27 protein-coding genes and 1 tRNA gene are annotated in these 25012 nt (G+C 65.9%); 15 read left to right on the top strand and 13 right to left on the bottom strand.

What is annotated here, in order from left to right; translation table 11 throughout:
• Window positions 1-10 precede the first annotated feature (10 nt).
• The gene (locus tag ACZ9BC_RS12990; protein WP_476246266.1) at window positions 11-613 is read left to right on the top strand and encodes a TetR/AcrR family transcriptional regulator; all 603 of its coding nucleotides are present in this window, start codon (window positions 11-13) and stop codon (window positions 611-613) included.
• A gap of 37 nt (window positions 614-650) precedes the next feature.
• Here ACZ9BC_RS12990 and ACZ9BC_RS12985 read toward each other — a convergent pair whose 3' ends face one another.
• The 3 genes from ACZ9BC_RS12985 to ACZ9BC_RS12975 all read right to left on the bottom strand — a co-directional run bounded on the left by ACZ9BC_RS12985 (window position 651) and on the right by ACZ9BC_RS12975 (window position 3384).
• A complete protein-coding gene (locus ACZ9BC_RS12985) occupies window positions 651-1286 on the bottom strand; it encodes a DUF2461 domain-containing protein (protein WP_476246265.1) in 636 nt (211 codons plus the stop codon).
• Between the two features lie 123 nt (window positions 1287-1409).
• Window positions 1410-2891, bottom strand: a complete 1482-nt coding sequence (locus ACZ9BC_RS12980) for a catalase (RefSeq protein ID WP_476246264.1) — start codon at window positions 2889-2891, stop codon at window positions 1410-1412.
• A 7-nt stretch (window positions 2892-2898) separates the two neighbouring features.
• On the bottom strand, window positions 2899-3384 hold the full coding sequence (locus ACZ9BC_RS12975; protein WP_079596564.1) for a Fur family transcriptional regulator: 486 nt from the start codon (window positions 3382-3384) through the stop codon (window positions 2899-2901).
• A 133-nt stretch (window positions 3385-3517) separates the two neighbouring features.
• On the opposite strand from ACZ9BC_RS12975, the gene htpX reads away from it, so the two are divergent.
• Complete coding sequence (htpX, locus tag ACZ9BC_RS12970; protein ID WP_476246263.1) at window positions 3518-4384, top strand: zinc metalloprotease HtpX; 867 nt, start codon at window positions 3518-3520, stop codon at window positions 4382-4384.
• Between the two features lie 165 nt (window positions 4385-4549).
• Here htpX and ACZ9BC_RS12965 read toward each other — a convergent pair whose 3' ends face one another.
• Complete coding sequence (locus ACZ9BC_RS12965; protein WP_079596566.1) at window positions 4550-5041, bottom strand: YajQ family cyclic di-GMP-binding protein; 492 nt, start codon at window positions 5039-5041, stop codon at window positions 4550-4552.
• A gap of 185 nt (window positions 5042-5226) precedes the next feature.
• On the opposite strand from ACZ9BC_RS12965, the gene ACZ9BC_RS12960 reads away from it, so the two are divergent.
• The 3 genes from ACZ9BC_RS12960 (at window position 5227) to ACZ9BC_RS12950 (ending at window position 6468) form a co-directional block, all read left to right on the top strand.
• Entirely contained in the window at window positions 5227-5481 is a 255-nt protein-coding gene (locus ACZ9BC_RS12960) for a hypothetical protein (protein WP_476246262.1), read from the top strand.
• 167 nt (window positions 5482-5648) lie between these two features.
• Window positions 5649-5730, top strand: a tRNA-Tyr gene (locus tag ACZ9BC_RS12955).
• A gap of 312 nt (window positions 5731-6042) precedes the next feature.
• Window positions 6043-6468, top strand: a complete 426-nt coding sequence (locus ACZ9BC_RS12950; protein WP_079596567.1) for a CBS domain-containing protein — start codon at window positions 6043-6045, stop codon at window positions 6466-6468.
• A gap of 101 nt (window positions 6469-6569) precedes the next feature.
• On the opposite strand, the gene ACZ9BC_RS12945 is transcribed toward ACZ9BC_RS12950, so the two are convergent.
• Window positions 6570-7577, bottom strand: a complete 1008-nt coding sequence (locus ACZ9BC_RS12945; protein WP_476246261.1) for a LysM peptidoglycan-binding domain-containing protein — start codon at window positions 7575-7577, stop codon at window positions 6570-6572.
• 365 nt (window positions 7578-7942) lie between these two features.
• Window positions 7943-8677: a potassium channel family protein gene (locus ACZ9BC_RS12940; protein ID WP_476246260.1), complete on the bottom strand. Its 735-nt coding sequence runs from the start codon at window positions 8675-8677 to the stop codon at window positions 7943-7945.
• Between the two features lie 67 nt (window positions 8678-8744).
• On the opposite strand from ACZ9BC_RS12940, the gene ACZ9BC_RS12935 reads away from it, so the two are divergent.
• The gene (locus ACZ9BC_RS12935) at window positions 8745-9299 is read left to right on the top strand and encodes an acyl-CoA thioesterase (protein WP_476246259.1); all 555 of its coding nucleotides are present in this window, start codon (window positions 8745-8747) and stop codon (window positions 9297-9299) included.
• A 7-nt stretch (window positions 9300-9306) separates the two neighbouring features.
• On the opposite strand, the gene ACZ9BC_RS12930 is transcribed toward ACZ9BC_RS12935, so the two are convergent.
• Together ACZ9BC_RS12930 and ACZ9BC_RS12925 are read right to left on the bottom strand one after the other, a co-directional pair.
• Window positions 9307-10110 carry an ABC transporter permease subunit gene (locus ACZ9BC_RS12930; RefSeq protein ID WP_476246258.1) on the bottom strand — a complete coding sequence of 268 codons (804 nt, stop codon included), beginning with the start codon at window positions 10108-10110 and terminating at the stop codon, window positions 9307-9309.
• Window positions 10107-11030: an ABC transporter ATP-binding protein gene (locus ACZ9BC_RS12925; protein ID WP_476246257.1), complete on the bottom strand. Its 924-nt coding sequence runs from the start codon at window positions 11028-11030 to the stop codon at window positions 10107-10109. Before ACZ9BC_RS12925 ends, ACZ9BC_RS12930 begins: the two co-directional genes overlap by 4 nt.
• A gap of 149 nt (window positions 11031-11179) precedes the next feature.
• On the opposite strand from ACZ9BC_RS12925, the gene ACZ9BC_RS12920 reads away from it, so the two are divergent.
• Window positions 11180-11602 (top strand): thioredoxin family protein, encoded by a 423-nt coding sequence (locus ACZ9BC_RS12920; RefSeq protein WP_476246256.1) that lies wholly within the window; start codon window positions 11180-11182, stop codon window positions 11600-11602.
• 62 nt (window positions 11603-11664) lie between these two features.
• Here ACZ9BC_RS12920 and ACZ9BC_RS12915 read toward each other — a convergent pair whose 3' ends face one another.
• Window positions 11665-11943: a putative quinol monooxygenase gene (locus ACZ9BC_RS12915; protein ID WP_476246255.1), complete on the bottom strand. Its 279-nt coding sequence runs from the start codon at window positions 11941-11943 to the stop codon at window positions 11665-11667.
• A 99-nt stretch (window positions 11944-12042) separates the two neighbouring features.
• Between ACZ9BC_RS12915 and ACZ9BC_RS12910 the strand changes: the two genes are divergently transcribed.
• Window positions 12043-13722, top strand: coding sequence for an AMP-binding protein (locus ACZ9BC_RS12910; protein WP_476246254.1), 1680 nt, complete (start codon window positions 12043-12045; stop codon window positions 13720-13722).
• Window positions 13723-14190: 468 nt separating this feature from the next.
• A complete protein-coding gene (locus ACZ9BC_RS12905) occupies window positions 14191-14787 on the top strand; it encodes an endonuclease domain-containing protein (RefSeq protein ID WP_476246253.1) in 597 nt (198 codons plus the stop codon).
• Window positions 14788-14864: 77 nt separating this feature from the next.
• Here the strand turns inward: ACZ9BC_RS12905 and ACZ9BC_RS12900 are convergent, their stop codons facing one another.
• The 3 genes from ACZ9BC_RS12900 to ACZ9BC_RS12890 form a co-directional block, all read right to left on the bottom strand.
• Complete coding sequence (locus ACZ9BC_RS12900) at window positions 14865-15671, bottom strand: ABC transporter permease (RefSeq protein ID WP_476246252.1); 807 nt, start codon at window positions 15669-15671, stop codon at window positions 14865-14867.
• Window positions 15671-16639 (bottom strand): ATP-binding cassette domain-containing protein, encoded by a 969-nt coding sequence (locus ACZ9BC_RS12895; protein WP_476246251.1) that lies wholly within the window; start codon window positions 16637-16639, stop codon window positions 15671-15673. The genes ACZ9BC_RS12900 and ACZ9BC_RS12895 overlap by 1 nt, the downstream gene beginning before the upstream one ends.
• Window positions 16640-16757: 118 nt before the next feature.
• The gene (locus ACZ9BC_RS12890) at window positions 16758-17756 is read right to left on the bottom strand and encodes a DNA-3-methyladenine glycosylase family protein (protein ID WP_476246250.1); all 999 of its coding nucleotides are present in this window, start codon (window positions 17754-17756) and stop codon (window positions 16758-16760) included.
• Window positions 17757-17907: 151 nt separating this feature from the next.
• Here ACZ9BC_RS12890 and ACZ9BC_RS12885 point away from each other — a divergent pair, with 151 nt between their 5' ends.
• The 6 genes from ACZ9BC_RS12885 (at window position 17908) to ACZ9BC_RS12860 (ending at window position 23710) form a co-directional block, all read left to right on the top strand.
• Entirely contained in the window at window positions 17908-18327 is a 420-nt protein-coding gene (locus ACZ9BC_RS12885; protein WP_476246489.1) for a VOC family protein, read from the top strand.
• Between the two features lie 17 nt (window positions 18328-18344).
• Window positions 18345-19730 (top strand): cystathionine beta-synthase, encoded by a 1386-nt coding sequence (locus tag ACZ9BC_RS12880; RefSeq protein WP_079596577.1) that lies wholly within the window; start codon window positions 18345-18347, stop codon window positions 19728-19730.
• 38 nt (window positions 19731-19768) lie between these two features.
• Window positions 19769-20932 carry a cystathionine gamma-synthase gene (locus ACZ9BC_RS12875; RefSeq protein WP_476246249.1) on the top strand — a complete coding sequence of 388 codons (1164 nt, stop codon included), beginning with the start codon at window positions 19769-19771 and terminating at the stop codon, window positions 20930-20932.
• A gap of 117 nt (window positions 20933-21049) precedes the next feature.
• Window positions 21050-21559 carry a winged helix-turn-helix transcriptional regulator gene (locus tag ACZ9BC_RS12870; RefSeq protein ID WP_476246248.1) on the top strand — a complete coding sequence of 170 codons (510 nt, stop codon included), beginning with the start codon at window positions 21050-21052 and terminating at the stop codon, window positions 21557-21559.
• Window positions 21556-22914, top strand: coding sequence for an MFS transporter (locus ACZ9BC_RS12865; protein ID WP_476246247.1), 1359 nt, complete (start codon window positions 21556-21558; stop codon window positions 22912-22914). Before ACZ9BC_RS12870 ends, ACZ9BC_RS12865 begins: the two co-directional genes overlap by 4 nt.
• Before the next feature lie 25 nt (window positions 22915-22939).
• Window positions 22940-23710, top strand: coding sequence for an SDR family oxidoreductase (locus ACZ9BC_RS12860; RefSeq protein WP_476246246.1), 771 nt, complete (start codon window positions 22940-22942; stop codon window positions 23708-23710).
• Between the two features lie 99 nt (window positions 23711-23809).
• On the opposite strand, the gene ACZ9BC_RS12855 is transcribed toward ACZ9BC_RS12860, so the two are convergent.
• Window positions 23810-25009, bottom strand: coding sequence for an acyl-CoA dehydrogenase family protein (locus ACZ9BC_RS12855; protein ID WP_476246245.1), 1200 nt, complete (start codon window positions 25007-25009; stop codon window positions 23810-23812).
• Between the last annotated feature and the right edge of the window lie 3 nt (window positions 25010-25012).

Raw genomic sequence — 25012 nt, 5'->3', positions numbered from 1 at the left:
GGATGGATTCATGGCACGACCCACCCGACCCGAACGAAAAGCCGAGCTGTTGGGCGCCATCCTGGACTACCTGATGGATAAAACGCTGGCGGAGCTGACGTTCCGCAGCCTTGCGGAGGGGCTGGGCATGAGCGCCTACGTGCTGGTGTACCACTTCGGCAGCCGCGACCAGCTGATCAATGACATTGTGGTCTCGATCGAATCCCGGCTGGACCGCATGCGAAACACCGATGTCCGCGACATCGACCGCGCCGCCTGGCGGGAGTTCCTGCTGGATTCCTGGCAGTGGACCATGGCCCAGCGGAACCGGCACCTGACGCGGCTGGAATTCGAGGCCACTGCCCAGGACATCGTCGCCGCCGAGCCGCGCGGAACGTCCCAGGAGCATTTCCGGATGCTTCACCACAAGACCCGCGACTGGCTGATGGTTCAGGGGATCCCGGAAGCATATGCCGACACCGATGCGCGGCTCTTCACCTCCACCTTCTACGGGCTGCAGTTCGACTTTGTAGTCATGAACGAACCGGAGGCGGCCACCAAAGCCTTCGAACTGATGCTGACCGTATTCTTCAACAACCTCGAAACCCGCCTGGCCGCCGTCCAGGACGCCTGAATACCAGGCAGCCCGTTCCGGCCTGCTGCCGGCCGTATCACGGGGCTGCATGCCGGGTGACCCAGTCCACCAGCGGGCGCAGTTGCTCCCAGAGCTTGGCGATTTCCGGGACAGCGGCGGGGCTGTCCAGCCATTCAGGCTGGCCCAGATCAACGCTTGCCGCCAGCGACTTGTGTTTGAGGAGTTCGGCCCGAGGATGGTCACGGGCGTAACCGCGCGGCACGGTCTTGAGCTTCTCGCCCTCCACAGCAAACCCTGCGGCAGCCACCGCATCCACGATGTGCCGCAGCGACTCCCCGGTGCCCGAGGCATCAACTGAATTCCGGTACCTTGCCAGCTGTGCCGGCGAATGGGAGTGGTAGCCTCCGCCCACCAGCAGGCCCTCCGCGCTGACCTGAAGGTAGTACCCCACGCCCTCCTGGCCGGAGGCAAACGCACCCTGAGCGGTCTTGTAGGGGGATTTGTCGAATGAAAAGCGGATATCCCTGTTGGGGCGGAAAATTCTTCCTGGCCCGAACCGGGGTTCGAGCTCTTCGAGGAGCGACATAAGTGGATCCCGGACCAGTGACTGGTAGCTGTCCTTGTGCTCCAGCCACCACTCCCGGTTGTTGTTGTCCTGCAGCTCGGCATAGAACACGAAAGCACCGGCGGGTATGCCCTGGAAAGTTGTCATACAGCGATCCTAGGGAGAGCGCTTCGCGGCGGCTACGGCGTAGTCGGCTATGTGGAAAGCGCAAAAAACCACCCCGCCACGGCAGCCGTGGCGGGGTGGTTTCAGATGCGAACCCGGGCGGAATCAGCCGATCTTGTTGGCTGCCTCAGCGTCGGAGAGGGGTGCTGCGCCGAGGTTGGCGCGGAGTTTGGCGCCGAGTTCGGCGTCAACGTTGGTCCAGTACTGGATGGCGCGTTCCTTGATGTCGGAGCGCTTGACGCCGCCCACGGCGCCGGTGATGGTGTCCAGGAAGCGGGCCTTGGCGGCGTCGTCGTAGACCTCGCGGTACAGCGCGCCGGCCTGGACGAAGTCGCTGTCCTCGGCGTGCAGGGAGTGCGCGGCGAGGGTCAGTTCCCCGTCGTTCTCCCAGCCGCCGGCCGGGTTCTGCGGCTCAAGGGCAGCCGGGCCGCCGAAGGTGTTCGGGGCGTAGACCGGAACCGAGGGGGCGTTGAACAGGTAACGTCCGGCGCCGTCCTGGCTGTAGTTGTTGACCTGGTTCTTCGGCTGGTTCACCGGGATCTGGGCGTGGTTGGTGCCCACGCGGTAACGGTGCGCATCGGCGTAGGAGAAGATGCGGGCCTGGAGCATCTTGTCCGGGGACGCGGCGATGCCGGGCACGAAGTTCGACGGCGCGAACGTGGCCTGTTCGATCTGCGCGAAGTAGTTCTCCGGGTTCCGGTTCAGCTCCATGGTGCCCACCTTGATCAGCGGGTAGTCAGCGTGCGGCCACACCTTGGTGAGGTCGAACGGGTTGAAGCGGTAGGTCTTGGCGTCCTCGTAGGGCATGACCTGGACGTGCAGGTCCCAGGACGGGAAGTTGCCGGCTTCGATGTTTTCGGACAGGTCGCGGATGTAGAAGTCCGCGTCCGAGCCGGCCAGGGCCTCGGCCTGTTCGCCGGTCATGGAGTTCACGCCCTGGTTGGACTTGAAGTGGTACTTGACCCAAAAGCGTTCGCCTGCGGCGTTGATCCACTGGTAGGTGTGTGAGCCGTAGCCCTGCATTTCACGCCAGGAGGCGGGCAGGCCGCGGTCACCCATCAGCCAGGTGACCTGGTGGGCGGACTCGGGGGACAGGGTCCAGAAATCCCACTGCATGTCGGCGTCGCGCAGGTGGGTGCCCGGGAGGCGCTTCTGGGAGTGGATGAAGTCCGGGAACTTGATGCCGTCGCGGATGAAGAAGACGGGGGTGTTGTTGCCCACGAGGTCGTAGTTGCCCTCGGAGGTGTAGAACTTCACGGCGAAACCGCGGGGATCGCGCCAGGTGTCCGGGGAGCCGTTCTCACCGGCGACGGAGGAGAAGCGGATGAGCATTTCGGTCTCGACGCCGGGCTGCAGGAAGGCCGCCTTGGTGTAGGCCGAGATGTCCTCGGTGGTCTTGAACGTGCCGAATGCGCCGCCGCCCTTGGCGTGCACTACGCGCTCCGGAACCCGCTCGCGGTTGAACTGGGCGAGCTTTTCCACCAGGTAGTGGTCGGTCAGGATGATGGCACCGTCGGCACCAACTGACTTCGAGTGCGCGTCGGACGTGACGGGGGCACCTGACTGGGTTGTTGAAATGGCAGTCATTGTTCTCCTATTTCTCTATTTCTTGCGAGGGACGATTGGAAGGAAGTTGTTGGGACTGCTGGCAGTCCTGGCAGATGCCCTGGTACATGACATCGGCGATCTGGATGGTCATCGGCTTGGCGTTCTCATCCCAGTGGGGCGTGAGGCAGGGGGCATGGCCCACCGCGCAATCCACGTCCTCCACCCGGCCGCAGCTGATGCAGATGGCGTGGTGGTGGTTGTCACCCACGCGGGTTTCGTACAGGGCCGGGGAGTGCGGCGGCTCGAACCTGCGCAGCATATGCAGGTCCGTCAGGTCGCCCAGCACCACGTACACGGACTGGGCCGTCAGCTCGGGCAGCTCGGCGCGCGCCGCAGCAAGAATGCTTTCCGCGGGGGAGTGGGGGTGGCGTTCGACGGCGGCCAGCACGGCGAGCCGCTGCTTGGTCACCCGGCGGCCGTGAGCGCGCAGGGCACCAGCCCAGTCCTCGTGGCCGCCTGTGTGCTCCGTCATGGCTCCATTGAAACACTTATTATGAATATCTCACAATAAGGGTTGGCTAACCTCGGAACGCCCAACCCAAAACCGCCCATGATGGAACCGTGTTGCACCTAAAGCCGTTCCCCTTGTGAGCAAAGGAGGAGACGTGCACAAGCACTACAACGGGCTGAAGACAGCGGCGCTGTTCGGCGTTCTGTGGGCGGTCCTGCTGGGCCTGGGCGCCTTGATAGGTGCAGGCACGCGCAGCTCCGCGCCCATCTGGATCATGGCGCTGGTGGGCGTGGCAACCACCGCCTACGGCTACTGGAACAGTGACAAGATCGCCATCCGGTCCATGCAGGCCTATCCCGTCACGCAAGCTCAGGCCCCGCAGCTGTACCAGATGGTCCGGGAGCTGTCGGTCCGCGCCAACCAGCCCATGCCGCGGATCTACCTTTCACCCACCATGAATCCGAACGCCTTCGCCACAGGACGCAATCCCAACAACGCCGCTGTCTGCTGTACGGAGGGGATCCTGCAGCTCCTGAATGCGCGGGAGCTGCGCGGCGTGCTGGGCCATGAGCTCATGCACGTCTACAACCGGGACATCCTCACCTCGTCGGTGGCGGCCGCCGTCGCCGGCGTCATCACCTCGGTGGGCCAGATGCTGCTGTTCTTCGGCGGCGACCGGCGCAACTCCAACCCGCTCGCCATGCTGGCCATGGCACTGCTGGCACCCTTCGCGGCGTCCCTGGTCCAGATGGCGATTTCCCGGACCAGGGAGTACGACGCCGACGAGGACGGCTCGCAGCTGACCGGCGATCCGCTGGCGCTTGCCTCAGCCCTGGCCAAGATCGAGCGCGGCGTGGGTATCGCGCCGCTGCCGCAGGACCAGCGGCTGGTCAACGCGTCCCACCTGATGATCGCCAACCCGTTCCGCGGCGGCGCGATGAACAAGCTGTTCGCCACGCATCCGCCCATGCGGGACAGGATCGCCCGCCTGGAGCGCATGGCCGGCGGGCCGCTGCGGTAGCCGCGTGCCGCCGTCGTGCCCTGACCTCCAGTGAGGCCCGGCGTGGGGCGGAAACTCTTTTTATTCGACACGCAAAGAGGCTGGCGCAGCCCATATTCCGGGTGCGCCAGCCTCTTTGTGCAGCGGCAGGTTTTTTGCGCGTCGAAGGACGACGGCGCCGTGCCGTTAGCTGCGGAAGTTCACGAACTGCAGGTCGGCTTCCTCGAAGTCCTTCAGCAGTGCCATGGTGGCCTGCAGGTCATCGCGGGACTTGGACGTCACCCGCAGCTCGTCGCCCTGGATCTGGGACTTGACGGACTTTGGGGCCTCGTCGCGGATGAGCTTGTTGATCTTCTTGGCCAGGTCCTGGGCGATGCCCTCCTTGATGGAGGCTTCCAGCCGGAATTCCTTGCCCGAGGCGTAGGGCTCCCCGGTGTCCAGGGACTTCAGCGAGATGCCCCGGCGGATCAGCTTGGACTGCAGGACGTCCAGGACGGCCAGGACGCGTTCCTCGGAGTTGGCCTTCATCAGGATCTTTTCGCCGCTGAAGTCCACCTCGGCGCCTACGCCCTTGAAGTCGTAGCGCTGCGCCAGTTCCTTCTGGGCCTGGTTCAGTGCATTGGCCACTTCCTGCTTGTCTACTTTGCTTACGACGTCGAACGTTGACTCGCCTGCCATGACTCTCCTTCGCTGGTGGAGCCCTGTGCGCGGACAGGGCATGGATCACTGCGTTCAAGCCTAATACGGATGCCCCGCCCGGTGGAGTGGAGGAATTCACAGTTCCCTCTCAGCGGACGCACGGAGGGAACGAAGGAGTGCTGGGGAGAGTTGTACGTGTTGGATTGTTGCTCGAAGGGAACGCCATGCACCGTAAAGCCGTCAGTTATGTCTCCAAAACCACCACCGCTGCGGCGGGGGCGGTTGCAACGGCGGCAACATCGGTGGCCGCAGCCGCAGTGGCTGCCTCCATCATTTTCAGCCCCGTGGCGGACGCGTCCTCCCGCCTGGAAGGTGTGCACGCAGACCTGCTCCGGGCCGTCCAGTTGAACCAGATCACCGAGGAGCAGGCCCTTCGGTTCGAGGCGAAGCTGGCCGGGAGGATCCTGGGCGAGGCCTGACGGACCAAATTTCCGCGTGATTCCGGTAATTTTGCTGCCGCGCGGGACTCGATTCGATTCTTCGGCGGAAGTTCTGTAAAGTTGTCTTGCCCGCGGTTACTGGAAGCGGAACGGCCCGGAAACGGCGTTCCAAAGACTGCAGCCGAGGGTAGCTTCTTGTGAAGTTCGGCAGATTACCCGAGCGGCCAAAGGGGGCTGACTGTAAATCAGCTGGCAACGCCTACGGGGGTTCGAATCCCTCATCTGCCACCCAAGGAAAGCCTCCGGAACCTGATGGTTCCGGAGGCTTTTTCGTGTGCGGGCGTTGATCGCGCCCGTGCCGCCCCGCTTCTTGGGCCACCTCCGGCTGCGCGGTCCGCCGGCAGTCAGTTTTCCCCGCATGATGGTCTATTCCCCGCGGCGTTCCAGGGGAAGTAGTCCATTAGGCGGGGAGAATTCTCAGGGGGACATGGGCGCCGAAATCGCCGTCGACACCGTACCGGCCCGGGCGTAGTCTGGCAGTTATCGGCGCACGCGCCCCGATGCCCTGCGTCGATACATCCATCGATAAAGGAGGATTCAATGAGTGCTGTACGTGAATTCATGACCACGGATGCACGATGTATTAAGGAAAACCAGTCACTGGTGGATGCAGCCCGGATGATGATGGACCTGGACTGCGGATCACTGCCGATCTGTGGTGATGACGGCAAGTTGAAGGGCATGATCACCGACCGCGACATTGTTCTCAAGTGCGTTGCCGCCGGCCGCGATCCCGGCCAGATGATGGCCCGGGACCTCGCCGCCGGGCGCCCGCACTGGATTGATGCCGACGCCAACGTGGACGCTGCCATCGAGATGATGGAAAAGCACCAGGTCCGGCGGCTCCCCGTGATCGCCGACCACAAGCTGGTAGGCATCATCAGCCAGGGTGACATCGCACGCAACTACTCGGAGCAGCGTGTGGGCGAACTGGTGGAGCATATTTCAGAACGCCATCGGGTGTAGCGCCACAAAAGAAGCACAACCACGTGGCCTTGTCCGCGGATCCCGTCCTACCAGGTTCGGACCCGCGGACAAGCTTTAACACCCCGCAAGCAGGCGGGGAATCAGTTCAGCGCAATCAGGAGCATCTGGCTGGTGCCCGGAATGCAGGTCTGCAAAATCGCGCGGGGGAACCCGCCGAATACGTTGAGTACGTCGTTGGTGGTGCCCGGGTTGGGAACCTGCCCGCGGGCCGTTGCCGTGTAGGTGCCGTAGCCGGGGATGCTCACCGTTTCCCCTACCCCGATTCCGGAGAACCGTGCCCAGCCGCCGCAGAAATCATGCTCGGTGATGAACAGCGAATACCCGTCGCCCGGGGTGTAGTGGATCGGGCCGATGCAGGCGTCCACCATTTCCTGCCCGCCGGCGCCCGCAACATAAATGGTGCGCACGGCGGGAGCAGCCGGAACAAAGGCGGGTGCCGGGGCGGGCGCCGGCGACGGAGCCGCGGCCTGGGCCGGCGCGGACACCGGTGCAGCTGCCGGCGCGGGCGCTGCCACTGCCGGTCCGGTCAGCACAAGGGTCTGGCCAGGCACGATCACGCTGTAGGGGCTGAGGCCGTTGGCGGCGAGCATGGCGTTCATGTCCACGCCGTGCCTGCCCGCGATGGCGCCGACAGTGTCGCCGGGAACCACGGTGTAGAGGTTCGGGTCGCCGGCCGGTGCCGGTTCAGGGGCGGGGGCCGGCGGAGCCGGTGCGGGTTCCACGGGTGCCGGTTCCGGGGCGGCAGGGGCAACTGCGGCCGGAGCTTCTGCTGCCGGGACGGCGGCAGGTTCCTGCCCGGGAGCCGTACCGCCGCCGGCCTCGACGGCGGTGCCGTTTCCGGCAGGTGCCGCGGCGCCGGCAACCTCGCCCGCCGCCGTCGCGCCCTGGCTGACGGAGCCCTGGTTCAGGGAGGCCGGCGGCGCTGCCAAGGCTCCCACGCCTACCGCTGCTACGACAGCGGCGGTGGCCATTCCGGCCCACAGCCTGTTGCTGATGGCCGGCCGGCCCGTGGTCAGGTCGGTACGGGGTTCGTCAGTGGCGAAGCTTCTGCTCTCGGCTTCAGGTGTAGTGAGGTAAGGCTCGTTCATGGGTGGCCCATCCGGGGTCGGTCCGGCCGGGCGCGGAAGCAGGCCGGCAGGACGGAGCGAGATGCAGCGTGCCGGCAGCCCGGACAAATGCCGGGGCCGCGCAGGCAGCGCGGGATGGAGGCATCCGCATCCCCAGAAAATACGGAGGCTCCGCGAGGAAGCGGAACCTCCGGAAGCCAACCCGGGGGACCCGCCAGTGCGTGTTCGGTCCTAGGAATCCCGAGTCTAGGAAGCGGGCATGGGGCACGGCACCAGTAGGAATTACCCGAATTTTTTAGGCCGGTACTTGGTGGCGCCGCAGCTGCTACTCACGCACGCAGGGACCAGATACCTGTCCACGGAAGCCGGTCCGGCAAGGAAGCGTCCTACAGCGCGCGCTGTTCCTTGAGCTCTGCAATTTCGCGGCGAAGCGAGGTAATTTCGGCCACGAGATCTGCCACTTCCTCCCGGATCGGTTCCTCCATGGCGTCGGCGGTGGTTTCGGCTGTGTCCTCCACCCTTTGGACCAGCCAGGACGCGATGGATGCCGTAACCACGCCCAGGACGGCGATGCCGCTCATCATGAGCGCGGCGGCGACCATCCGGCCGATGGGTGTCACCGGATACATATCGCCGTAGCCAACAGTGGTGATGGTGGTCATGGCCCACCACAGCGCATCACCGAAAGTGACAATCTTCGCGTCCGGCGCATACTGCTCCACGTCCAGGACGGCGAGTGCGCCCACGAACACCAGCATCGCCGCGGAACCCGCCACATAGGTGACCACGCGGCCCCGGAGCGTATCGCCCAGTGTCCGGTGCAGCACGGACAGCAGCGTCACCAGCCGCAGGAGCCGCAGCGGGCGGAGCAGCGGCAGGGCCACGATGAGCAGTTCGTGCAGGTTGCGGATGAACCAGTCCCAGCGGTCGGTGGAAAGCCAAAGGTTGGCTGCGTAGTCCACGGCAAAGATGCCCCACGTCACCCACATCACGCCCTCAAGCCACAGCGACGCGCTGCCTTCGACGCGGCCGATCACCTGCCACGCATAGGCACCCAGGAAGACGAGCGCAGTGACCGTGAGCGGCCAGTCCGCCAGGTCCCGGTAGCGTTGTTGCGTCATGCAGGAAATCCTACGCGGGCGGACCCGCCGCCTGCCGGCCGATGTTACCGGCGGGTAGCATTGGGGGATGCACCTGCTCCTGAGAACCCTTTTGATGCTGTTCCGTTCGGCCCGGCGGCAGCCGCTGACCGTCTGGGACAGCTCATCGCTTCCCTTGCGCGTCCTGCCAACGGACATTGACATCGCCCTGCACGTCAACAACGGCATGTACCTGTCACTGATGGACCTGGGCCGTTTCGACCTTATGGTGCGCAGCGGGGTGTGGAAGCGGATGCGCCGGCGCGGCTGGGGACCGGTGGTGTCGGCCGAAACCATCGCCTTCCGTAAGTCACTGCAGCTGTGGCAGCAATACACCATTGAGACCCGCATCATCGGGCTGGACGCGAAAGCCATCTACTTCGAACAGCGGATGGTGTCCGACGGCGAGATTTACGCGCGTGCCTACATCGCCACCCGCCTGGTCACCAAGGTGGGGCCGGTCAGCCAGGAGGCCATCCTTCAGGAGTTCGGCGAGCCCCCTATGGATCTGGTGCTGCCGGAATGGATCCACGAGTGGCGGGCTGCGAGTGCTTTGCCGGGCAGCCGGACGCCGGCGCCGCACGCCTGGGGGAGCAACGCCTGACGGGTTGCTACGCCCCCACGTCCCGCCGTTCAAGCGCGACGGCGGCCAGCGCCACGAGGGCGGCAGAAAGGCTCCAGAGCCACCCGGCTGCCGCCCAGTCGGCACCGTTTGCCACCGGTGAGTTCCCGTAGGCCCAGTGGTATGGGTTGAGATTCAGCAGCCACTCCACGTCCTTGCTCTGCCGCCCCACGGCATTGAAGACATATCCCAGCACACCGACGGCAGCCCCGGCGGCCAGTCCATAGGTCCTTCGGCCGGTCACGGCGCCCGCGCAAAGGGCGGCGGTGCCGCTGAGCAGGGCCAGGCCGGCGAAGAGGACCGTGGCGCCCAACAGGTTTCCTGGCTCTATGCCCAGCCCGGACGGTCCGTTCAGGAGCAGCACCAGGACAAAGACCAGGGCGGCAAGGAGCACCACCCTCAGCAACAGTGCCAGCCCACGTTCCAGGACCACCTGGACCCGTTTCACCCCGTGAGCGAGGGTCAGTTCCAGCTGGCCGGACTCCTCATCCGCGCCCACGGCGGCCGCGCCCCACGCCACGGACGCGATGGTCATCAGCAGGAATCCCAGCAGCCCGAACAGTGTGGCCTGGGTGTAGCCGGGGCCGGTGGCGATCTGGTCGTAGTTGAGGGCCTTTGTCATCTCAGCCGGAAGGGCATCAACCATGTCCTGCATCTCGGCGCTGCCGCCGATGGACGGGTACAACGGCAGGTAAAGGAGGGCGGCAGCTGCCAGTCCGGCCGCCCAGCCGAGGGTGGAGCGCCACGTGTCGAAGAAGGCCCTCCGGAACAGGGGCAGGATGGTTGTTGTCACCGGGCATCCTCCCTCGGTCCGGAGTACATCTTCAGCACCGCTTCCTCCAGGTCAGGCTCGTCGAGGACAAGGTCCGTCAGCTCAAGCGAACCAAGCACCCGGACCAGCGGCTGGATGGCGCCCTCCAATGTTGCGGACAGCGTCACGTCGCCGTCGGACTCAAGTACCTCCACCTGCCCGACGCCGGGAACACCACCGAGCAGCGTCATGGCGTCGTGCGCTGCTGTTCCCGAAGCGGTGAGGCGGACCCGTCGCACCGCACCTTCGCGCAGCCCGCTGACCGACTCCACGGCGATGATGCGTCCGTCCCGAAGGATGGCCACGGTGTCCGCCGTCTGCTGGACCTCGCTGAGGACATGTGAGCTGAGGAAGATGGTCTGCCCGCGGTGCCGGGCCTCACGGACCATGCCATGGAATTCCTGCTGCACCAGCGGGTCCAGGCCGCTGGTGGGCTCGTCCAGGACCAGCAGTTCGGGCTGGTGCATAAAAGCCTGGACCAGGCCGAGCTTCTGCTTGTTGCCCTTTGACAGCTTGCGGGTGTGGCGGTCCAGGTCCAGCCCCAGCCGCTCTGCCAGCTCGTCGATCCGGCCACGCGGGACAGGGCCGCTGATGGCCTGGTAGTGGGCCAGCAGCCTGCGTCCCGTAACACGGCCCTCCAGGAACAGTTCCCCGGGCAGGTAGCCGATCCTGCGCCGCAACTCCGGCCCGCCGGCGCGGGGATCGGTACCAAGGACCCGGATTTCGCCGCTGCTGGGACGGATAATGTCCAGCAGGCAGCGCATGGTGGTGGTTTTCCCGGCGCCGTTGGGCCCGATCATGCCGAAGACGCAACCGGCCGGCACAATGAAATCAACGCCATGGAGCACCTCCCGGCGGCCGAAACTCTTGGTCAGGGACCGGGCCGAAACAGCGGTGTCCATGGGCCCTCCTGGTTGCGGCAGGGAACGCTGATGATCCCAAGACTAGGCCCCGGCAGGCGGGGTGTATACGAGCAGGCCGCGGTTATTCCCGATGACGCGGGCAGCGAACAGCCGCGACAATCACGGGGCGTCCCGCGTACCGTTGACTCATGGCTACCCTTGACATCACCGGTGAACAGTTCGCATCAACCATCGAAGGCAATGACATTGTCCTGGTCGATTTCTGGGCTGAATGGTGCGGTCCCTGCAAGCAGTTTGGCCCCACCTACTCGGCTGTCTCCGAGAAGCACCCGGATGTCCTCTTCACCAAGGTGGACACGGAGGCTGAGCAGCAGCTCGCCGCCGAGGCCGGCATCTCGTCCATCCCCACGCTGATGGCATTCCGCGAAAAGGTGCTGGTGTTCTCGCAGCCCGGCGCCCTGAACGCCCAGCAGCTCGATCAGGTGGTGGACGCTGTGAAGGCTCTGGACATGGAAGAAGTCCACGCCCACGTGGCACGCCAGCGGGAAGAAGCCTCAGCCGGCAGCAAGCCGGCCGGACCGCAGGACGGCTCACAGATCCCGGACGCCTAAGCCCCCGAGACAAAAATGCGGGACCTCCCACAGGGAAGGTCCCGCATTGCGTTAAGCGGGCTTCAGATACGTTCCACCTTGACCGGCTCGGCGAGCAGTGCGCTCAACGATTCGTTCAGGTCCTGCACGGCGATGCCCTTGGAGTGCCTGTCCAGATCCTCTTCGGAGGCCCACTGCTCGGTCAGGACCAGCTTCTCCTCGGTGGCTTCCGTCAGTTCGTAGCGGATGCAGCCCGGCTCGTTCACCACCTCGTCGATGGCGATTTCCAGCGCGAGCTTCACGCGGAAAAACTCGCCGTCATTGGGGATGAACGTTGCCTGCAGGTCGATGGGTGCACTCATGGATTTCACAATACCGGCCTCCTGCCCCTCCCCAGGTTCTGTTGCGCCGGGCCCGCCTGAATGCTTCTTTTGCCGGGGACGTGTTGGTAGCGTGCCACCATGCGTGCTTATACAGCCGGGGACACTGACGTTCCACTGCTCGAAGAGACCATCGGTGCGAACTTTGAGCGGGTTGTGGCGCGGTTTCCGTACCACGACGCCCTGATCGAGGCGGGGCCGGTGCCGGGTGCGGACGCCCGGCGCTGGAGCTACACCAAGATGAACGACGACGTCGACCGGCTGGCCCGTGCGCTCCTCGCCGTGGGCATCGCCAAGGGGGACCGGGTGGGAATCTGGAGTCCCAACTGCGCCGAGTGGACGCTGCTGCAGTATGCCACGGCGAAGGCCGGCGCCCTCCTGGTCAACGTCAACCCCGCCTACCGCAGCCACGAACTCGAATTCGTGGTGAAGCAGAACGGCATGCGGATGCTGGTGACGGCGCCTTCCGACCGGAACAGCGACTACGTCGGCATGGCCCGCCATGCGCTTGCTGAGTGCCCCGGGCTGCGCGAGCTCGTGTTCCTCCCGGCGCCGGGAGCTGACCGGCGTGACGACGGCGCGACCCCACTCACTGACGCGGAACTGACGTACGCCGAACTGCTGAAGAGGGCGGACGGCGTCGGGCATTCCCTTCTTAAGGCCCGGATGGCGGAACTGAGCCCGAACGACCCCGTCAACCTGCAGTACACCTCCGGCACCACAGGCTTCCCGAAGGGTGCCACGCTGACGCACCACAACATCCTGAACAACGGGTCCGCCATCGGGGAACTGCTGGGCTACACCGAGCATGAGCGGGTAGTGATCCCGGTGCCGTTCTACCACTGCTTCGGCATGGTGATCGGGAACCTCAACGCGCTGAGCCACGGTGCGGCCACCATCATCCCCGGGCGGGGGTTTTCGCCGGCGGCAACACTGGAGGCGGTGCAGGACTTCGGCGGGACGTCCCTGTACGGCGTGCCCACCATGTTCATCGCCGAGCTCGCCCTGCCCGACTTCGCCACCTACGACCTGTCCACGCTCCGCACCGGCGTCATGGCCGGCTCGGTGTGCCCCATCGAGGTGATGAACCGGGTCATTTCCGACATGAACATGAAGGATGTGGCCATCTGCTACGGCATGACCGAAACGTCGCCGGTTTCCACCATGACGCGGCAGGGGGACACGCTGCAGCACCGGACGGAGACGGTGGGCAGGACCATGCCGCGGCTGGAGAGCAAGATCGTGGACCCGGCCTCCGGTGAGGTCCTGGAACGCGGGCAGATCGGTGAACTGTGCACCCGCGGTTATGCAGTGATGGCCGGGTACTGGAACCAGCCGGAGAAGACAGCCGAAGCCATTGATGCGGACGGCTGGATGCACACCGGAGACCTGGCCCGGATGGATGACGACGGGTACGTCATCATTGAGGGCCGGATCAAGGACATGGTGATCCGCGGCGGTGAGAACATCTACCCGCGCGAGATCGAGGAGTTCCTCTACACCCACCCGGCCATCCAGGATGTGCAGGTGATCGGTGTCCCGGACGAAAAGTACGGCGAGGAGCTGATGGCCTGCATCATCCTCAAACCCGGGGCAGCGCCCCTGGACTCCGATGCCGTTGCCGGGTTCTGCCGCGGACACCTGGCGCATTACAAGATCCCGCGCTACGTCGAGGTGTGGGACAGCTTCCCGATGACGGTGTCCGGAAAGGTCCGCAAGGTGGAGATGCGCGAGGAAGCTGTGGCCCGGCTGGGGCTCTGACTGCAACGCGGGGTCAGATCTGGCCCAAAAACTGAGGTTTTTTGGGCCAAAAGTGACCCAGCGTTGGTGAGTGCGCCTGTACCTGTGGATAACTCCAGAATGTGTTCCTTCGGGGGTGCACACTTGTTGCCATGGTTACTGCCAGGCCACTCCCCGAGACTCTCGCCAAGCAGCCTTTTACGATCTATCAGGCACGCGACCTTGGCGTTACACAAAAGCGCTTGCGCGCCAAAGACATGGTTGGTTCGGGCCGGCTGATTCGGGCCCATGCCGGGCGGGATCTCGACCTGGCTGAGCGGGCCCGTGTGCTATGCGAGGCAACCCCGGATGCCTGGGTGTCCCACGAGACAGCGGCCGTCCTATCGGGATTGCGACTTCCTCCCTGGCTGGGCATCGAGCCACGGATCCACCTCAGTAAGCCGCACGGGCTGCCCCGTGTTCGGGCGGTCCGGCGTCATAGGTCACCGGGTGCATCTGATTCCGGGTGAAGTCGTGGAGGTGGACGGAATCAGGGTCAGCGGACCTGCCAGGACATGGCTTGACCTGGCGCACGAGCTGCCCCTGAAATACCTCGTGGCCATGGGCGACCAGCTGATCCGGATTCCGCGGTCGGAGCTGGAGTCCCGCAGCGCGCCGTTTGCCTACAAGGACGGGCTGCGCCTGCTGATCCGGCAACATCCCAACATGAAGGGGGTGGAGAAAGCGCGCCTGGCCATTGACGAGATGCGGGTGGGATCGGATTCCTTTCCGGAGACGTTCCTCCGGCTGGCGATGCTGGACGCGCACCTGCCCGAGCCGGAACTGCAGCTGCGCCTTGACCCCGAGGACCCAAGATCGCCGGCGGCCGACCTTGGGTACCGGAAGTACCGGATCGCCGTACAGTACGACGGCGAACATCACCGCTCCCGGGAGCAACAGTCACGCGACAACCGGCGCGACGAATTCTTCATCAACGCCGGCTGGTCCTACTTCAAGCCGAACGCAGACGATCTCGCCGACGATTTTCAACGGCTCATCGCCAGGATCAAACGGGCACGCCGCTCTTCCCAAAACCGCTCTTCCTAAACAACGCGGGGTCAGGTTTAGCCCAAAAACCAGGGTTTATTGGGCCAGGAGTGACCCCGCGTTGCTATAAGAAGTGGTTACTTGATGTTCCGGTTGATGGCCTTCACGCCAACAGCGAGTCCGACGGCGGCCGTCACTGAGGCGGCGAGCAGGCCAAGGAGGGTGTCCGTCCCGAAGCTGCCGGCGAAGAGTTCCCGTTCGGCATTGACCAGGTAGGTCAGGGGGTTGAAGAGGCTTGCGGTCTTCATCCAGGCCGGCCCGGCTTCGATGGGAAGCATGATGCCGGAGAGGATCATCAGCGGGAACAGCAGTGTCTGCTGCACACCCCAGAAAATCCACTCCTTGTTCTGCGACACGAGCGCCAGGGCGTAGGAGAGGGCGCCCAGCCCGATCCCGAAAATCCCCAGGATCACCAGGCCGATCAGCACGTGCAGGGGGTAGAAGACGAAGCCGAAGGGAATGCACACCAGCGCTATCAGCAGCCCCTGCACCACCAGCGGCGCCCACTCCTTCAGGGCCCGGCCGATCATCAGCGACGACCTGGACAACGGCGTGGCCAAGATCCGCTCGTAGGAGCCCGTCATCAGTTCATACTGCAGGTTGGATCCGGTCATGGACGTGCCGAACAGGGCAATCATCACCACAACTCCGGGGAGGAACCACTGGAGGGTGGACTGGCCGCCGAAGGCCGGCGCGCCCACGGCAGCTCCCAGCAGCGGACCGAACAGCCCCAGGAACACCAGCGGCTGGATCAGCGAGAAGATCAGCGAGAACGGGTCCCGCAGGGGCAGCAGCATCTCGCGCCAGAACACGTATTTGGTGTCGCGGAGGATCCGACCGAGGCCGGGCTTCTCCCGGACCTCCGACGCGGCAAGCGAAGTCATCAGCGGTTCGCCCCTTCCCTCAGGTTGCGGCCGGTCAGTTCCAGGAACACGTCGTCCAGGGTCGGCGGCTTCAGCTCCAGGGACTGGGCGGGAGCGCCGGCGTCGTGCATTTCCTTCAGGAGCGCAGGTGCCAGGCGGGCGCCCTCCGGCAGGCGGAGCCGGAACGTCACCACGCCGTCGAGCCGGTTTTCCTGTACCTCGCCGCCCGCTGCAGCACGCCCCAGCAGCCCCCGCACGTCAGGCGCTGCGTCCGCGGCGACCTCCACCGCAAGCAGGTCACCTGCCAGGTTGGCCTTCAGCCGGGATGCGGTGTCATCGGCGATGATCTGGCCGTGGTCTATGACGATCACCCGCTCTGACATCGAGTCCGCCTCGTCCATGTAATGCGTGGTCAGGACGATGGTTGTGCCGTTCTCCTCGCGCATCCGCATGATGTGCTCCCATAGGTTGGCCCGGTTCTGCGGGTCCATGCCCGTGGATGGCTCGTCCAGGAACAGCAGCTGGGGGGAGTGCATCAGGCCCAGCGCCACGTCCATCCGGCGCCGCTGGCCGCCGGACAGTTTCACCACGGTGCGTTTTGCCAGGTCGGCGAGGTCAAGGGATTTCAACAGCTCCTGCGCGCGGGCCATGGCATCCGCGGAATTCATCCCGTAGAAGCGGCCCTGCATCACCAGCTCGTCAATGACGCGGAAGCTGTGCCCTCCGCCGTTGCCCTGGCCGATGTACCCGATCCGCGCGCGCACTCCCGCCGGGTCCGCGGTGACGTTTACGCCGGCGACGGTGGCCATGCCGGAGGTGGGCCGAAGCAGGGTGGTGAGCATCCGCAGCGTGGTGGACTTTCCCGCGCCGTTGGGACCCAGGAAGGCCACCAGTTCGCCGCGGGCAACATCGATGTTGACGCCCTTAACGGCTTCTACTGTTTCCTTCTTCACCGTGAAGTTCTTGGTGAGCTTTTCCGTGTGGATCATGCTGACTCCAGGGGTACACAGGTGCCGGGGCTCCGGGACGGGCTCCTTGCGCCACGCTACTCCCGCCGGACGTGCCCGTCCACGGCATTCCCGTCCAGGCCGGACGTTCTGCCGGGCATTAGTGCCGGCGGTGGTCCTGGATGGTCATCCGAGGGCCGAAGGTGGGTTTACGGAAGCCGGTGCTCTGGATCATCCGGACCACCCGCTGCCGCTGCCCCGTCCACGGCTCCAGCAGCCGGAGCATGCCGGCATCGTCAGTCCTGCGCCCGGTCAAAGCCGCCCCCACATAAGCCGCCAGGTGGTAGTCACCCACGGAAATGGAGTCCGGGCAGCCGTGCGTCCGCTGCACCACTTCCGCGGCGGTCCAGATGCCGATGCCGGGGATGGTCTGCATCTTCGCCGAGGCCTCAGGGGCCGGCAAGGCTGCCAGGCGTTCAAGCGCGACGGCGGAACGCAGCGCGCGCATGACCGTTGCCGAGCGCTGGGGTCCTACACCTGCCTTGTGCCATTCCCAGCTGGGGATCTGCAGCCACTGCGCGGCGGTGGGTGCGACCACCAGGCCGGCAGGGGTGGAGGCGCCGGCCCGCGGAGCCGGTGTGCCGTACCGGTGCACCAGGTACCGGTAGGCCCGCCTCGCCTCGATCACCGTCACCTTCTGCTCGAGAATGATGGGCACCAGCTGGTCCACCATGCGGCCACTCGCGGGAAGGCGCAGGGCAAGGCTCCGGCGCCGTGCCTCCCGGACCATGAGAGGGAGGGTGGCGTGGAAGGCGGGCTCGTCAAAGGCGCGCCAGTCATCGTCAGCCCCGAGGAGCCGTGGTACTGCCTCCACTGCAGCGGCAGCACCCGGACCCCAGGCCTGGACGTCCACGAATGGTTCAGCCACGGCACTGGGGCTGTCGCCACCGCCCGCCGGGCTGAGCCGCAGCGTGGCCGGACCGTCCGGCGTCGTATACGCATTCCAGATGACGTCGCCCTGGATGCTGAACGACGGATCGCTGGTGCCGCGCAGGAGTGGTCCGAGGGTCCGGCCCAGGCTGAAGGGGCCACCCGGATACCAGCGCAGGGAGACGTCGGCGGCAGCGGCCAGCCGGGGAGGTGCCTCTGCGATGGTCATGCCTCCATCGTCCCACGCGGGACTGACAACGCTGCCGGAGGTGCAGTCGGCAGGAGCAAAAACACCCTTATCCAACACTCCATCCGGTACTAGACTCCACCCTGTGGCGCGGAATCGCTGCGCCTTTCCTACAATCCGGCAGGTGAGCGCATTGGGTGGAGTGGTACATTTCGAAATCCCCGCTGACGATCAGGAGCGGGCCAGGAAGTTCTACCAGGAGGCCCTCGGCTGGCGGATCGATCCCGTCCCAGGCATGGACTACAACATGGTGGTCACCACGCCGATGGACGAGTCCACCGGGCAGCCCACGGAAGCAGGCGCCATCAACGGAGGCCTGATGGCCCGCGAACCGGACCTCAAGAACCCTGTCATCACCATTGACGTGCCGGACATCAACGCCACCCTGCAAACCATTGAATCGATGGGCGGAGCCGTGGTGAAACCCAGGGAAACCATTCCCGGGATGGGCTCCTTCGCGTACTTCAAGGACACCGAGGGCAATGTGATGGGCCTGTGGGAAAACCTTCCGCCGGAGGAGGCAGGGCAGGCGGGGCAGGCCGCCGGGCAGTAAGCGGTAGCTTTGTACCTATGAAGTACGCCCAGTCCATCCTGGACCTCATCGGCAATACCCCGCTCATCAAACTCAACCACGTGACCGACGGCGTCAAGGCCACCGTCCTGGTCAAGCTGGAGTACCTGAACCCGGGCGGTTCCATCAAGGACCGCATTGCGGCGCAGATGATTGAGGATGCCGAACGGGAGGGCAGACTGCAGCCCGGCGGCACCATCGTGGAACCCACCTCGGGCAACACCGGAGTGGGCCTGGCGCTCGTGGCCCAGCAGAAGGGCTACAAGTGCGTGTTCGTGGTCCCGGACAAGGTGGGCGAGGACAAGCGCGCCGTACTCCAGGCCTACGGCGCTGAAGTGGTGGTCACGCCCACCGCGGTGCCACCGGACAGCCCGCAAAGCTACTACGGCGTCTCGGACCGGCTGGTCCGCGAAACCCCCGGCGCCTACAAGCCCGACCAGTTCTCCAACCCTGCCGCTCCCGCCAGCCACTACCGCACCACGGGTCCGGAGATCTGGCGCGACACCGACGGCAAAGTCACCCACTGCGTGATCGGCGCCGGCACCGGCGGGACCATCACCGGCACCGGCCGCTACCTCAAGGAGGTCTCCGCTGACAGGCCGGAGTCCGACGGCGGCCTGGTCCGGATCATCGGCGCCGACCCCGAAGGATCGGTCTACTCCGGCGGCACCGGACGCCCGTACTTCGTCGAAGGCGTGGGTGAGGACATGTGGCCCGCGAACTACGACAAGTCTGTCCCGGACCAGGTGATCGCCGTCAGCGACGCCGACTCCTTCGCCATGACCCGCCGCCTCGCCCGTGAGGAAGGCCTGCTGGTGGGCGGCTCCTCCGGCATGGCCGTGGTGGCCGCGCTGCAGGCGGCGCGGGACCTCCCGGAGAGCGCCGTTGTCGTCGTCATCCTGCCGGACTCCGGCCGCGGCTACCTGGCCAAAATCTTCAACGACCAGTGGATGCGCTCCTACGGCTTCCTCTCCGGCGGGGAAGAGACGTCCGTGGGTGAGGTCATCAAGTCCAAGAACGGCGAACTGCCGGATCTGGTGCACATCCACCCGAACGAGTCCGTCCGCGATGTCATCAACATCATGAACGAGTTCGGCGTCAGCCACATCCCTGTCCTGTCGCAGGAACCGCCGGTGGTCATGGGCGAGGTCCTGGGCGCGGTGGACGAACGCACCCTGACCGCCAAGCTTTTCCGCGGCGAGGCCAAGCTGACGGACAAGATCTCCGAACACATGGGCCCCAAACTGCCGGTGATCGGATCGCTGGAAACCATCTCCGCGGCCAGGGAGCTCCTCTCCGATGTGGACACCGTTATGGTCACGTTCGTGGGTGCGCCGGTGGGCATCCTCACCAGGCACGACCTGCTGGCCTACCTCAGCAACTGAATCTGCTTCCCCGAACTGCTCACCCGATAAGGAGCATCATGTCCGCCTCTGAAAACCAAGGTTTCAACACCCGCGCCGTGCACGCCGGCCAGGCTTTCGAACCCCGCACCGGGGCTGTGGTGCCGCCGCTGCACTTCAGCACCACCTATGCGCAGGACGGCATCGGCGGACTCCGCGACGGGTACGAGTACGGCCGCGGCGGCAACCCCACCCGGGACGCGCTGCAGGAACAGCTGGCCGCCCTGGAGCTGGGCACCCACGCCTACAGCTTCAGCTCCGGGCTCGCCGCGGAGGATGCGCTGATCCGCGCGCTGACCCGGCCCGGCGACCACATCGTGCTGGGCAACGATGCCTACGGTGGAACCTACCGGCTCATCAGCCGGGTCCTCGGCGACTGGGGGATTGGAAACACTCCCGTGGACATGGCCAACCTGGATACCGTCCGGCAGGCCGTCGCCGCCAACAAGACCCGTTTCGTATGGGTGGAGACCCCGTCCAACCCGCTCATGAAGATCACCGACATCGCCGCGCTCGCGGACATAGCGCACGACGCCGGGGCCCTCCTGGTGGTCGACAACACCTTCGCGTCCCCCTACCTGCAGACACCGCTCGCCCTGGGTGCCGACGTTGTGGTCCACTCCACCACCAAATACATCGGCGGGCACTCCGACGTGGTGGGCGGCGCCGTGGTGGTCAAGGACGCCGAACTGGCTGAGAAGATCGGCTTCGTCCAGTTCGCGGTCGGCGCGGTGTCCGGCCCCATGGACGCCTTCCTGACCACCCGCGGCCTGAAGACCCTGGGTGTACGGATGGACCGGCACAGCCTTAACGGCCAGGCCGTCGCCGAATGGCTGCTGGAACGCCCGGAGGTGGAGGCAGTCCTGTACCCGGGGCTGCCCAGTCACCCCGGCCACGAACTCGCGAAGAAGCAGATGCGGAGCTTCGGCGGGATGGTCTCCGTCCAGTTCAAGGGCGGCGAGGCGGCGGCGCGGAAGGTGGCCGAGTCCACGTCCGTGTTCGTGCTGGCGGAGTCGCTGGGCGGCATTGAGTCGCTGATGAACTACCCGTCCGAGATGACCCACGCGTCGGTTAAGGGCACCGAGCTGGCCGTTCCGGTGAACCTGCTCCGGCTGTCCTGCGGCATCGAGGACGTGGAGGACCTGATCGCGGACCTGGAGCAGGCCTTCACCTCCATCCCGTAAGTGGTTTCCGGCACCGCGAGATTGCACTTCACGGCAATGTTTCCGGCAGAGATTGCCGCCAAGTGCCATTTCGGCGAGTGCCTGGCTTTCTTCAAAGAAGTCAGCTAGGGTGCCCGTATGGCACTTCGATCTGACTGGTCCCGGCGCGCGTGCAGTATGGCCCGGGGCCTGGACATCCTGGGCGACCCGTGGACCGTCCTGGTACTCCGCGAAATCTTCTTTGGCAACGGGCGCTTTGACGCCATCAAGGCCCGCTTGGAAGTTGCGGACTCGGTGCTCACCAAACGCCTGGCCGGCCTGGTGGAGTCCGGGCTGCTGGAGAAGAAGGCGTACGACGACGGCGGCCGCACCCGCCAGGAGTACGTCCTCACCCCCATGGGCGAGGATGCCCTGCCGGTCCTGAATGCCGTGACCATCTGGGCGGAAAAGCATCTTCCGGCCCCCTCGGACAAAGCCCATATGTACGTGATCCATTCGGGCTGCGGGAAGCGGACCACGTCCGCCGACACCTGCACCGGATGCGGGGAACGGCTGACTGCGGCCAACACCAGCTGGCACAGCCAGACCAGGTCTGAGCACCCCGTTGAACTTTCCACCGCAGTGTCCGGTACAGGAGCCGCCGCGTGAGCACCCTTCCTGACGAGGCCGCTGTTCCTGACAAACGGGAATCACCTGTCCTGCCTTCCCCGCCAACGCGGCGCCGGCCGCACCCTGCCTGGATTGTGGCGGGGGTGGCCTTCCTCGCCCTGGTGGGAGCCGCCGGTTTCCGCGCCGCCCCGGGCGTCCTGATGGTTCCGCTGCAGGAGGAGTTCGGCTGGTCCACCACCGTGCTGTCCGCGGCGGTCAGCATCAACCTGGTCCTCTTCGGCCTCACGGCACCCTTTGCCGCCGCCCTGATGGAACGCTTCGGCATCCGGAAGGTCACGGCCGCGGCGCTGGTGCTGATCGGGGCCGGCAGTGCCCTGACCGTGCTGGTCAACCAGTCCTGGCAGATCCTCCTCACTTGGGGTCTGCTGATCGGGCTGGGCACCGGCTCCATGGCACTGGTCTTCGCCGCCACCATCGCCAACACTTGGTTCGTGAAGAGCCGGGGCCTGGTGATCGGTATCCTGACGGCCGGCAGCGCGGCAGGCCAGCTGGTCTTCCTGCCGTTCATCGCGGTGCTCGCCCAGGATCCCGGCTGGCGGCAGGCCTCGCTCCTCATCGCCGCAGGTGCCCTGGCTGTGGTCCCGCTGGTGCTGAAGTTCCTCAAGAACTCCCCGGCCGACGTCGGCGTCCTGCCTTACGGAGCGGAACCACCTGTCACGGCGCCGGCCAATGAACCCATCGCCGGGGACGCCGCCCCGCGGGGCAACGCGGCCATGCGCGCGCTGCAGGTACTCCGGCGGGCCAGCCGGGTCCGGACCTTCTGGGCGCTGGTGGCAGGCTTCGCGATCTGCGGGGCAACCACCAACGGGCTGATCGGCACCCACTTCATCCCGTCCGCCCATGACCACGGCATGCCTGAAACCACCGCTGCGGGCCTTCTCGCCGTCGTCGGGATTTTTGACATCGTGGGGACCATCGCGTCCGGCTGGCTGACCGACCGCTTCAACCCGCGCATCCTGCTTGCCGTCTATTACCAGTTCCGGGGCATCGGCCTGCTGGTGCTGCCGCTGCTGCTGAGCGCCGAAGTGCAGCCCAGCATGCTTGTGTTTGTGGTGATCTACGGCCTGGACTGGGTTGCCACCGTCCCGCCGACGGCCGCCATCTGCCGGGAAACCTTCGGAGCGGACGGCAGCGTGGTCTTCGGCTGGGTCTTCGCAGCACACCAGCTGGGAGCGGCCGCGGCCGCGCTGGGTGCCGGGTTCATCCGGGACGCGACGGGCCAGTACACGTACGCGTGGTTCGGTGCGGCGGCCATGTGCACCATCGCGGCGGTCATCAGCGCCACCATCCGCCGGCATCCCGCGACGCAGGAAGAACCGGTCCCGGTGCCGTAGGCGAAGGGCCTATTACGCTGGTGCCATGGAAACCCCTTCGCAAGGCGCTGTGCGCAATACTGCCCTGATCACGGGTGCCGGCCGGCTGGCGGGCATCGGCGCCGGCATTGCCCGCCAGCTCGCGGCCGACGGCTGGGACCTGGTCCTGTCCTACTGGCAGGAGTACGACGAGCGGATGCCGTGGGGGAGTGAACCCGAGGACGTCATCCGGCTGACCGCCGAGCTCGAAGCCATCGGCGCCCGGGTCCACGTCCTGTCGGCCGATCTGCAGGATCCCGGCGTCCCGGACCGGCTGGTAGCGGAGGCCGTTTCGCTTGCGGGACCGCTGCAGGGGATGGTGCTCAGCCATGCGGAGTCCGTGGACTCAGGGATCCTGGACACCAGCCTGGAATCCTTCGAGCGGCATTTCGCCGTGAACACCCGGGCCAGCTGGCAGCTGATTTCGGCGTTCGCGCGGCAGGCAACGGACGACGGCGGCGCGATCGTTGCGCTGACCAGTGACCACACAGCGTTCAACCTTCCCTACGGCGCGTCAAAGGGCGCGCTGGACAGGATCGTGATCGCGGCGGCCCGCGAACTGGGTCCGCGGGGCATCTCCGCCAACGTCCTCAACCCGGGTCCGGTGGACACGGGCTGGATGACGGACGACATCCGGCAGGCCGTCGTCGAACGCCAGCCCACCGGCCGGCTGGGCACTCCCGCAGACGTCGCAGGCACAGCGGCCTTCCTGCTCTCGCCGGCGGGCCGCTGGGTGTCCGGCCAGCTGATCAAGTCCGACGGCGGCTTCTCAGCCTAGGTGCCCGGCCCACCTTGCCTGGACCTCACCCAACTAGGTAGCGCGAACTGTCGCTTTGACCCCTCAGAACGACAGATAGCGCTACTTACTTGGGGTGGGTCAGCGGAAGGCGCCGATGCCGGTGATGTGCTGGCCGAGGATCAAGGTGTGGACTTCGTCGGTGCCCTCATAGGTTCGCACCGACTCCAGGTTGGCGGCGTGCCGCAGCGGCGGGTAATCCAATGTGATGCCGTTGCCGCCCAGGACGGAGCGGGCTTCGCGGGCGATGGCCAACGCTTCCCGGACGTTGTTCAGTTTCCCCAGCGAGACCTGCTCGGGCCTCAGAGTTCCCGCGTCCTTGAGCCGTCCGAGGTGCAGGGCCAGCAGCGTGCCCTTCTGGATCTCCACCAGCATGTTGACCAGCTTCTCCTGGGTCAGCTGATATCCGGCCAGCGGCTTGCCGAACTGCAGCCGCTCCTGCGAGTACGCCAGCGCCGCCTGGTAGGAATCCCGTGCAGCCCCCATCGCACCCCAGGCGATGCCGTACCGTGCCTCGTTCAGGCACGTGAGCGGAGCGCGCAGGCCACGGGCGGCCGGCAGCAGGGCCTCCGGTCCCAGCCTGACGCCGTCGAACACCACATCGCATTGGATGGAGGCCCGCATGGACAATTTCTGCGTGATGGGAGTGGCCGTCACGCCCGGGGTGCCGGCGGGGACCAGGAAGCCGCGCACGCCGCCGTCGGTCCTGGCCCACACCACCATGACGCCCGCCACTGACGCCAGGCCGATCCAACGCTTGGCGCCGTCCAGCACCCAGCCTGCCTGGTCTCCGGCACCGTCGCGGCGGGCGACGGTGGTCATGGAGGAGGGGTCGGAGCCGGCCGTCGGTTCGGTCAGGGCGAAACATCCAATGACTTCGCCGGACGCCATCCGGGGCAGCCATTCCTGTTTCTGCTCCTCCGAGCCCCACTTGTGGATGGCGGTCATGGCCAGGGAACCCTGCACCGAAACGAACGTGCGGATCCCGGAATCGCCGGCCTCCAGTTCCATCGCGGCCAGGCCGTATTCGACGGCGGACCGGCCGGGGCATCCATAGCCCTGCAGGTGCATCCCCAGGACGCCCAGCCCGCCAAGTTCAGGGGCAAGCTCCAGCGGGAACACGGCGGCGTCGTACCAGGCGGCGATTCCGGGCCGGATCCGCTGGTCGGTGAAGTCGCGGATCTTCTGGCGCACTGACAATTCTTCCGCGGTCAGGAGTACATCCAGGTCCAGGACATCGGACGGGTCGGGGCTGGCTGATAGTTCGGCTGCGTCGGTCATCAG

This window comes from Pseudarthrobacter sp. TE3704, from assembly GCF_056279405.1.
Note: the sequence above shows the minus strand (reverse complement) of the source record. Positions and strands in the feature narration are given on the sequence as shown.

Coding starts and splice junctions, on each gene's coding strand:
- ACZ9BC_RS12990 (WP_476246266.1), top strand. CDS start 11: ATGGCACGACCCACCCGACCCGAACGAAAAGCCGAGCTGTTGGGCGCC.
- ACZ9BC_RS12985 (WP_476246265.1), bottom strand. CDS start 1,286: ATGACAACTTTCCAGGGCATACCCGCCGGTGCTTTCGTGTTCTATGCC.
- ACZ9BC_RS12980 (WP_476246264.1), bottom strand. CDS start 2,891: ATGACTGCCATTTCAACAACCCAGTCAGGTGCCCCCGTCACGTCCGAC.
- ACZ9BC_RS12975 (WP_079596564.1), bottom strand. CDS start 3,384: ATGACGGAGCACACAGGCGGCCACGAGGACTGGGCTGGTGCCCTGCGC.
- ACZ9BC_RS12965 (WP_079596566.1), bottom strand. CDS start 5,041: ATGGCAGGCGAGTCAACGTTCGACGTCGTAAGCAAAGTAGACAAGCAG.
- ACZ9BC_RS12960 (WP_476246262.1), top strand. CDS start 5,227: ATGCACCGTAAAGCCGTCAGTTATGTCTCCAAAACCACCACCGCTGCG.
- ACZ9BC_RS12950 (WP_079596567.1), top strand. CDS start 6,043: ATGAGTGCTGTACGTGAATTCATGACCACGGATGCACGATGTATTAAG.
- ACZ9BC_RS12945 (WP_476246261.1), bottom strand. CDS start 7,577: ATGAACGAGCCTTACCTCACTACACCTGAAGCCGAGAGCAGAAGCTTC.
- ACZ9BC_RS12940 (WP_476246260.1), bottom strand. CDS start 8,677: ATGACGCAACAACGCTACCGGGACCTGGCGGACTGGCCGCTCACGGTC.
- ACZ9BC_RS12935 (WP_476246259.1), top strand. CDS start 8,745: ATGCACCTGCTCCTGAGAACCCTTTTGATGCTGTTCCGTTCGGCCCGG.
- ACZ9BC_RS12925 (WP_476246257.1), bottom strand. CDS start 11,030: ATGGACACCGCTGTTTCGGCCCGGTCCCTGACCAAGAGTTTCGGCCGC.
- ACZ9BC_RS12920 (WP_476246256.1), top strand. CDS start 11,180: ATGGCTACCCTTGACATCACCGGTGAACAGTTCGCATCAACCATCGAA.
- ACZ9BC_RS12915 (WP_476246255.1), bottom strand. CDS start 11,943: ATGAGTGCACCCATCGACCTGCAGGCAACGTTCATCCCCAATGACGGC.
- ACZ9BC_RS12910 (WP_476246254.1), top strand. CDS start 12,043: ATGCGTGCTTATACAGCCGGGGACACTGACGTTCCACTGCTCGAAGAG.
- ACZ9BC_RS12900 (WP_476246252.1), bottom strand. CDS start 15,671: ATGACTTCGCTTGCCGCGTCGGAGGTCCGGGAGAAGCCCGGCCTCGGT.
- ACZ9BC_RS12895 (WP_476246251.1), bottom strand. CDS start 16,639: ATGATCCACACGGAAAAGCTCACCAAGAACTTCACGGTGAAGAAGGAA.
- ACZ9BC_RS12890 (WP_476246250.1), bottom strand. CDS start 17,756: ATGACCATCGCAGAGGCACCTCCCCGGCTGGCCGCTGCCGCCGACGTC.
- ACZ9BC_RS12880 (WP_079596577.1), top strand. CDS start 18,345: ATGAAGTACGCCCAGTCCATCCTGGACCTCATCGGCAATACCCCGCTC.
- ACZ9BC_RS12875 (WP_476246249.1), top strand. CDS start 19,769: ATGTCCGCCTCTGAAAACCAAGGTTTCAACACCCGCGCCGTGCACGCC.
- ACZ9BC_RS12870 (WP_476246248.1), top strand. CDS start 21,050: ATGGCACTTCGATCTGACTGGTCCCGGCGCGCGTGCAGTATGGCCCGG.
- ACZ9BC_RS12860 (WP_476246246.1), top strand. CDS start 22,940: ATGGAAACCCCTTCGCAAGGCGCTGTGCGCAATACTGCCCTGATCACG.
- ACZ9BC_RS12855 (WP_476246245.1), bottom strand. CDS start 25,009: ATGACCGACGCAGCCGAACTATCAGCCAGCCCCGACCCGTCCGATGTC.